7 protein-coding genes and 1 pseudogene are annotated in these 6,599 nt (G+C 69.1%); 4 read left to right on the top strand and 4 right to left on the bottom strand.

The window, feature by feature from the left end; all coding sequences use genetic code 11:
• Nucleotides 1–40: 40 nt before the first annotated feature.
• Both JMF90_RS18325 and JMF90_RS18320 read right to left on the bottom strand, forming a co-directional pair.
• A pseudogene (locus JMF90_RS18325) lies at nucleotides 41–262 on the bottom strand (thioredoxin family protein); the annotation flags it as partial.
• 52 nt (nucleotides 263–314) lie between these two features.
• Nucleotides 315–1,196: a pirin family protein gene (locus tag JMF90_RS18320; protein ID WP_011546057.1), complete on the bottom strand. Its 882-nt coding sequence runs from the start codon at nucleotides 1,194–1,196 to the stop codon at nucleotides 315–317.
• 257 nt (nucleotides 1,197–1,453) lie between these two features.
• Here JMF90_RS18320 and JMF90_RS18315 point away from each other — a divergent pair, with 257 nt between their 5' ends.
• Nucleotides 1,454–2,332 (top strand): O-acetylserine/cysteine exporter, encoded by an 879-nt coding sequence (locus tag JMF90_RS18315; RefSeq protein ID WP_011694382.1) that lies wholly within the window; start codon nucleotides 1,454–1,456, stop codon nucleotides 2,330–2,332.
• 44 nt (nucleotides 2,333–2,376) lie between these two features.
• Here the strand turns inward: JMF90_RS18315 and JMF90_RS18310 are convergent, their stop codons facing one another.
• Nucleotides 2,377–3,903 (bottom strand): N-acetylmuramoyl-L-alanine amidase, encoded by a 1,527-nt coding sequence (locus JMF90_RS18310; protein ID WP_023477625.1) that lies wholly within the window; start codon nucleotides 3,901–3,903, stop codon nucleotides 2,377–2,379.
• Entirely contained in the window at nucleotides 3,885–4,436 is a 552-nt protein-coding gene (gene tsaE, locus JMF90_RS18305; protein ID WP_041489242.1) for a tRNA (adenosine(37)-N6)-threonylcarbamoyltransferase complex ATPase subunit type 1 TsaE, read from the bottom strand. Before tsaE ends, JMF90_RS18310 begins: the two co-directional genes overlap by 19 nt.
• Nucleotides 4,437–4,453: 17 nt before the next feature.
• On the opposite strand from tsaE, the gene queG reads away from it, so the two are divergent.
• The 3 genes from queG to JMF90_RS18290 form a co-directional block, all read left to right on the top strand.
• Nucleotides 4,454–5,689, top strand: a complete 1,236-nt coding sequence (gene queG / locus JMF90_RS18300; RefSeq protein ID WP_011546054.1) for a tRNA epoxyqueuosine(34) reductase QueG — start codon at nucleotides 4,454–4,456, stop codon at nucleotides 5,687–5,689.
• 67 nt (nucleotides 5,690–5,756) lie between these two features.
• Nucleotides 5,757–6,224 carry a methylated-DNA--[protein]-cysteine S-methyltransferase gene (locus JMF90_RS18295; protein ID WP_011546053.1) on the top strand — a complete coding sequence of 156 codons (468 nt, stop codon included), beginning with the start codon at nucleotides 5,757–5,759 and terminating at the stop codon, nucleotides 6,222–6,224.
• A partial coding sequence (locus JMF90_RS18290; RefSeq protein WP_201325293.1) for a site-specific integrase occupies nucleotides 6,224–6,599 on the top strand: 376 nt, incomplete at its 3' end. The genes JMF90_RS18295 and JMF90_RS18290, both read left to right, overlap by 1 nt.

The following is a 6,599-nucleotide window of genomic DNA, read 5'->3' as shown; positions in this document are numbered from 1 at the left end:
TCGTATAACTTCGTATAATGTATGCTATACGAAGTTATTACGGGATGCTGCGCGTCTGGAAGTGCGCGGCGAGTTCCTGGTTCTCGTCGACGTTGACCTTCACGAGCTTCCAGCGGCCTGCGTAATCGGCCTCGAGCTTTTCCAGCAGCGGGCCGAGCGTCTTGCAGGGGCCGCACCACGGCGCCCAGAAGTCGACCAGCACGGGCGTATCCAGCGACGCCTCGATGACGTCTTTCTCGAATGTGGCAAGCGTGGTGTCCATGTCGTTCTCTCCCGTTCGAATGTCGTCAGGATGGGGGCGGCGCGCCGCTTTTTCAACGCGGCTTCGCTTCGGGCAGCGGAATCCATTCCGTCTCGCCAGGCACCTTGCCCATTTCCTGGCGCGTCCACGCCGCTTTCGCCCGCTCGATCGCGTCGCGGCTGCTCGCGACGAAATTCCACTCGATGAAGCGTTCGCCGTCCATCCGGTCGCCGCCGAGCAGCATCGCGCGCGCGCCGCTGGCGCTCGTCAGCGTGACCGTCGCGCCCGGCGCGAGCACGGCCATCTGTTCGGCCGGTACCGGCGTGCCGTCGATCGCGAGCGCGCCGTCGACCACGTAGACCGCGCGCTCCTCGTGCGATGCATCGAGTTCGAGCCGGCCGCCGGCCGCGAATTCGGCCGCGACGTACAGCGTGCGCGAGAACGTCGTCACGGGCGAGCGCAACCCGAACGCGTCGCCGGCGATCACGGTCAGCGCCACGCCGTCTTCGTCGCGCTTGGGCAGCGTGTCGGCCGCGTGGTGCTCGAACGACGGCTCGGTCGTCTCGTGCGCCTGCGGCAGCGCAACCCAGGTCTGGATGCCGTGCACGGTGTGGCCGCTCGCGCGCTGCGCGTCCGGCGTGCGCTCGGAGTGGACGATGCCGCGGCCGGCCGTCATCCAGTTCACGTCGCCCGGCACGATTTCCTGCAGCGAGCCGAGGCTGTCGCGGTGCAGGATCGCGCCGTCGAACAGGTAGGTGACCGTCGCGAGCCCGATGTGCGGATGCGGGCGCACGTCGAGCCCCGTGCCGGCGGACAGCGTGGCGGGCCCCATGTGATCGAAGAAGATGAACGGGCCGACGAGGCGTGCGGCGAGCGCGGGCAGCGTGCGGCGCACCTGCAGGTTGCCGATGTCGCGCACGTGCGGCTTCAGCAGGGCTTTGATCGAGTCGGTCATGGGGGCCTCGTGGGGAACGGCTGGATTGCCGGTCATTGTACTGGCGGCGCGGCGCTGCGCGTGACGGGGGAGCGCGAAACGCGCGCGGCGCGATGCACCCGCGGCAGGCACGCGTCGTGCGGCATCCTCCGCCGTGCGCAGGCCGCCGCGCCCGCCGCCGATTCCATACGCGCCGCGCGGGTATCGGGCCGGGCGGCGAAACCCGGTAGACTGACCGGCTTCATACCGACAATTCGACAATCGAGGAGACGCCGATGATGGCCCCGAAGGACTTGCTGCTCGCGCTGGTCGTGATCCTCGCGTGGGGCGTGAACTTCGTCGTGATCAAGGTCGGCCTGCACGGCATGCCGCCGATGCTGCTCGGCGCGCTGCGCTTCACGCTCGCGGCCGTGCCCGCGGTGTTCTTCGTGCGCCGGCCGCAGATTTCGTGGCGGCTGCTGGTGCTGTACGGCGCGACGATCCAGCTCGGCCAGTTCGTGTTCCTGTTCACCGGCATGTACGTCGGCATGCCGGCCGGCCTCGCATCGCTCGTGCTGCAGTCGCAGGCGTTCTTCACGCTGGTGTTCGCGATGCTGTTCCTCGGCGAGCGGCTGCGCGTGCAGAACCTGGTCGGGCTCGCGATTGCCGCGGGCGGGCTCGTCGTGATCGCCGCGCAGGGCGGCCGCGCGATGACGCTCGCGGGCTTCCTGCTGACGATCTGCTCGGCCGCGATGTGGGCCGTCGGCAATATCGTCACGAAGAAGGTCGGCAAGGCGAACCTCGTGTCGCTCGTCGTGTGGGCGAGCCTTGTGCCGCCCGTGCCGTTCTTCCTGCTGTCGCTGTGGTTCGAAGGGCCGCAGCGGATCGCGACCGCGCTCGCCGGGCTCGACGGCGCATCGATCTTCGCGGTCGTTTATCTCGCGTTCGTCGCGACGCTGCTCGGCTACGGGCTGTGGAGCCGCCTGCTGTCGCGCTACCCGGCCGCGCAGGTCGCGCAATTCTCCCTGCTGGTGCCGATCATCGGGCTCGCGTCGTCGGCGCTGCTGCTCGACGAGCATCTGACGCAGGCGCAGTTGATCGGCGCCGCGCTCGTGATGGGCGGGCTCGCGGTGAACGTGTTCGGCGGGAAACTGCTGAGCCGCTTCGCGGCGTCGTGACGCGCCGGCACGCACTGCGTGCCGGCGGGGGGAAGCGGTGGCGCTCAGGCCATCCGGCTCTTCGCGAGCGGCGGATTCGCGGCGAAATAGCGCTTGATGCCGCGGAAGATCGCGTCGGCCATCTCGTCGCGATAGCTGTCGTCGTTGAGCCGGCGCTCTTCGTCCGGGTTGCTGATGAACGCGGTCTCGACGAGGATCGACGGAATGTCGGGCGCCTTCAGCACCGCGAACCCGGCCTGCTCGACCGAGCCCTTGTGCAGCTTGTTGATGCCGCCGACTTCCTTCAGCACGTAGTTGCCGTAGCGCAGCGAGTCGCGGATCTGCGCGGTCGTCGACATGTCGAACAGCGCGCGGTTCACGGCCGCGTCCGCCGTCTTGATGTTGATGCCGCCGATCAGGTCCGACGAATTCTCCTTGTTCGCCATCCAGCGCGCCGCGGCGCTCGTCGCGCCGTGGTCGGACAGCGCGAACACCGACGAGCCGCGTGCGGACGGCGTCGTGAACGCATCCGCGTGGATCGACACGAAGAGATCCGCGCCGACGCGGCGCGCCTTCTGCACGCGCACGTTCAGCGGCACGAAGAAGTCGGCGTCGCGCGTCATCATCGCGCGCATGTTCGGCGCGGCGTCGATCTTCGCGCGCAGCTTCTTCGCGATGTCGAGCGCGATGTGCTTCTCGTACGTGCCGTTGCCGCCGATCGCGCCCGGATCCTCGCCGCCGTGGCCCGGGTCGATCGCGACCGTCAGCAGACGCACGGTGCCGCCCTTGCCGGATTTCGGCGCGGTGAACTTGTAGGTGTCGCCGTCGTCGTCGCTGTCGTCGCGGCGCGCGATGACGGGCGGCGGCTTGACGGCCGGCTTCGCGGGCGTCGACGGCGTGCCGGCGGCCGGCGGCGCGTGCGGCGTGGCCGGCGTGTTCTGCGCGAAACGCTGGAAGAATGCGTCGCTGTTGTCGCCCGCGCCGGGCGGCGGGGTGCCGGGGCCCGCCAGCGTGGACGGCGGCTGCATCTGCTGCGCGCGCGCGGTGTCGTTGAGCGCCTGTTCCTTGCGTTCCGTCTGCGCGATCAGGTCGGACAGCGGATCGGGCGCGACGGCCGGATACAGGTCGAACACCAGCCGGTACTTGTACGTGCCGACGGGCGGCAGCGTGAACACCTGCGGCTTCACCGAGCCTTTCAGGTCGAACACCATCCGCACGACGTGTGGCTGATACTGGCCGACGCGCACCGACTGGATCTGCGGATCGTTCGGCGCGATCTTCGAGACGAGGTCGCGCAGCGCCTGGTCGAGGTCGAGGCCGCTCAGGTCGACGACGAGACGGTCGGGACCCTGCAGCAGCTGTTGGCTATTCTGCAGCGGCTGGTCGGATTCGATCGTGACGCGCGTGTAATCGCGTGCGGGCCACACGCGCACGCCGAGCACCGACGACGCGTGCGCGAGCCGCGGCGCGACGAGACCGAGCACCAGCGTCGACGCCCCCGCGCGCAGGATCTGACGGCGCCGCCAGTTGTGCGTCGCGGTGGCCGCCGATTCGATCGAGCGGAACGGTTTGATCAACATCTTTCGAGACATGCCTTTCCTGAAGCGCTGTACGCCCGGACGGTGAGGGCACGGCCGTCGCCATCCACGTCGAGCGAGAAAACCAGATCGGGCACGCCGAGCAGGGCGCCCGCCTGTTGCGGCCATTCGACGAGGCAGATCGCGGTGGAATTGAAATATTCGCGAAAGCCTGCATCGGACCATTCGGCCGGATCGTTGAATCGATACAGATCGAAGTGATAGACCTCGAGTTCCCCATCGCTGCGTTCGAGCGCGTACGGCTCGACGAGCGTATAGGTTGGGCTGCGCACACGCCCCTCGTGGCCGAGGCCGCGCAGGATCGCGCGCACGAGGGTCGTCTTGCCCGCGCCGAGATCGCCGACCAGCTGGATCTGCAGCCCGTCGAACGTATGCGCGCGGTCGAGCTCGAGGCGCGCCGCGTCGAGCGCGTGCGCGAAGCGGGTGCCGAAGGCCTCGGTTGCCGCTTCGTCGGCGAGCGCGACCACGCGCTCCGCGAGCGGGGCGGGCAACGTGGCATGAGGCGGTTGGCTGGACGTGGCTGGCATTCTCGTAAAATAGTGCGATGAACCGACTACCGGAACGCGCCGCATCCGACAGGCCTTCGACTCGTGACGAAGGCGCGGCGCCGTGCGCGCTCGACGATGCGGCGTTGACTGCGCTCGCCGCTCGCATCAGGGCGTGGGGGCGCGAATTGGGTTTCGGGGCGATCGGCATCAGCGATACCGATCTCTCGGATGCCGAAGCGGGCCTCGCCGCCTGGCTGGAAGCCGGATACCACGGCGAAATGGATTATATGGCGAAACATGGGATGAAACGCGCGCGGCCGGCCGAACTTGTGGCCGGTACGCGACGCGTGATCTCCGTGCGGCTCGCCTATTTGCCGGGCCAAACGCTCGCGGCCGACGCGCCCGCTGGCGAGCCCGGCGCGCTCGTGCCGCACGACTGGCGCGCGCGCGAACGGGCGCGGCTCGAGGATCCGCAGGCGGCCGTCGTGTCGATCTATGCGCGCGGCCGCGACTATCACAAGGTGCTGCGCAACCGGCTGCAGACACTCGCGGAGCGCATCGAGCACGAGATCGGCGGGTTCGGCTACCGCGTGTTCACCGATTCGGCGCCCGTGCTCGAGGTCGAACTCGCGCAGAAGGCCGGAGTCGGCTGGCGCGGCAAGCACACGCTGCTGCTGCAGCGCGATGCCGGCTCGCTGTTCTTTCTCGGCGAGATCTACGTCGACCTGCCGCTGCCGACCGACGCGCACACGTTGCCCGACACCGCGCCCGAGACGCCCGGTGCGCACTGCGGCAGCTGCACCCGCTGCATCGACGCGTGCCCGACCGGTGCGATCGTCGAGCCGTATCGCGTCGATGCGCGCCGCTGCATCTCGTACCTGACGATCGAACTGAAAGGCAGCATCCCCGAGCCGCTGCGGCCGATGATCGGCAATCGCGTGTACGGCTGCGACGACTGCCAGCTCGTGTGCCCGTGGAACAAGTTCGCGCAGGCCGCGCCCGTCGCCGATTTCGACGTGCGGCACGGCCTCGACCGCGCGACGCTCGTCGAGCTGTTCGCGTGGGACGCGGAGGCATTCGACACGCGGATGCAGGGCAGCGCGATCCGGCGCATCGGCTACGAAAGCTGGCTGCGCAATCTCGCGGTCGGGCTCGGCAATGCGCTGCGCGCCGGCGCGGACCGGCTCGCGCCGCCCGCGCGCGATGCGATCGTCGCCGCGCTGCGCGCCCGGGCCGACGATCCGTCGCCGGTCGTGCGCGAGCATGTCGAATGGGCGCTGCGAGCCGCGTGAAGGCGGCGTAAAGTGTCGTCGGCGCGTGCGCAGGGCCGCGCGCGCATCCCTCGGTCAGGAGAATTCAATGTTCAACGCTGTCATCGACGCGCCGTTCGGCAAGGTCGGCATCCGCACGGATGCAGCGGTGGTGCGCGAGATCGTCTATCTGCCCGAATCGATGAAGTCGGTCGATCCGGATTCGGCGCTCGCGAAGCGCGCCGTGAAGCAGATCGAACGTTATTTCGAGCGCGCGTCCGCACGCTTCGACCTGCCGCTCGCCGACGTCGGCAGTGCATTCCAGCACCGGGTGTGGGACGCGATCAGCGATATCCCGCCCGGGACGGTGCTGACCTACGGCCAGGTCGCGAAGCGGATCGGCAGCGCGCCGCGCGCGGTCGGCCAGGCGTGCGGCGCGAACTATTTCCCGCTCGTGATTCCGTGCCATCGCGTCGTCGCGGCGGGCGGTCTCGGCGGATTCGCGAACCACGACGACAACGGCTATTACCAGCAAGTGAAGCGCTGGCTGCTGACGCACGAGGGCGTGCCGTACTGATGAGCGAACCGATGATTTCCCCCGCCGCCGACAACGACACCGACGCCGTCGCGGCATCGCCCGCGCTGCTCGCGAGCCGCGCGTCGATCGACGTGTTCTGCGATGCGCTGTGGCTCGAGCACGGGCTCGCGCGCAACACGCTCGATGCGTACCGGCGCGACCTGGCGCTGTTTTCCCAATGGCTGGCCGCGACGCACGACGCGCCGCTCGACTCGGCCGACGAGGCGATGGTGACGGGCTATATCGCCGCGCGCAGCGACGGCAAGGCGACGTCGTCGAACCGGCGGTTGTCCGTGTTCCGCCGCTATTACGGCTGGGCCGTGCGCGAGCATCGCGCGAGCGCCGATCCGACGCTGCGGATCACGTCCGCGAAAC

The organism is Burkholderia sp. E168m23, from assembly GCF_016586125.1.
Lineage (GTDB): Bacteria > Pseudomonadota > Gammaproteobacteria > Burkholderiales > Burkholderiaceae > Burkholderia > Burkholderia orbicola.
The sequence above is the reverse complement of the archived record's forward strand: the minus strand, read 5'-3'. Positions and strand labels throughout refer to the sequence as shown.

Excerpts from the sequence above, each read along its gene's own strand:
- JMF90_RS18320 (WP_011546057.1), bottom strand. The coding sequence starts at position 1,196 with ATGACCGACTCGATCAAAGCCCTGCTGAAGCCGCACGTGCGCGACATC.
- JMF90_RS18315 (WP_011694382.1), top strand. The coding sequence starts at position 1,454 with ATGGCCCCGAAGGACTTGCTGCTCGCGCTGGTCGTGATCCTCGCGTGG.
- JMF90_RS18310 (WP_023477625.1), bottom strand. The coding sequence starts at position 3,903 with ATGTCTCGAAAGATGTTGATCAAACCGTTCCGCTCGATCGAATCGGCG.
- tsaE (WP_041489242.1), bottom strand. The coding sequence starts at position 4,436 with ATGCCAGCCACGTCCAGCCAACCGCCTCATGCCACGTTGCCCGCCCCG.
- queG (WP_011546054.1), top strand. The coding sequence starts at position 4,454 with ATGAACCGACTACCGGAACGCGCCGCATCCGACAGGCCTTCGACTCGT.
- JMF90_RS18295 (WP_011546053.1), top strand. The coding sequence starts at position 5,757 with ATGTTCAACGCTGTCATCGACGCGCCGTTCGGCAAGGTCGGCATCCGC.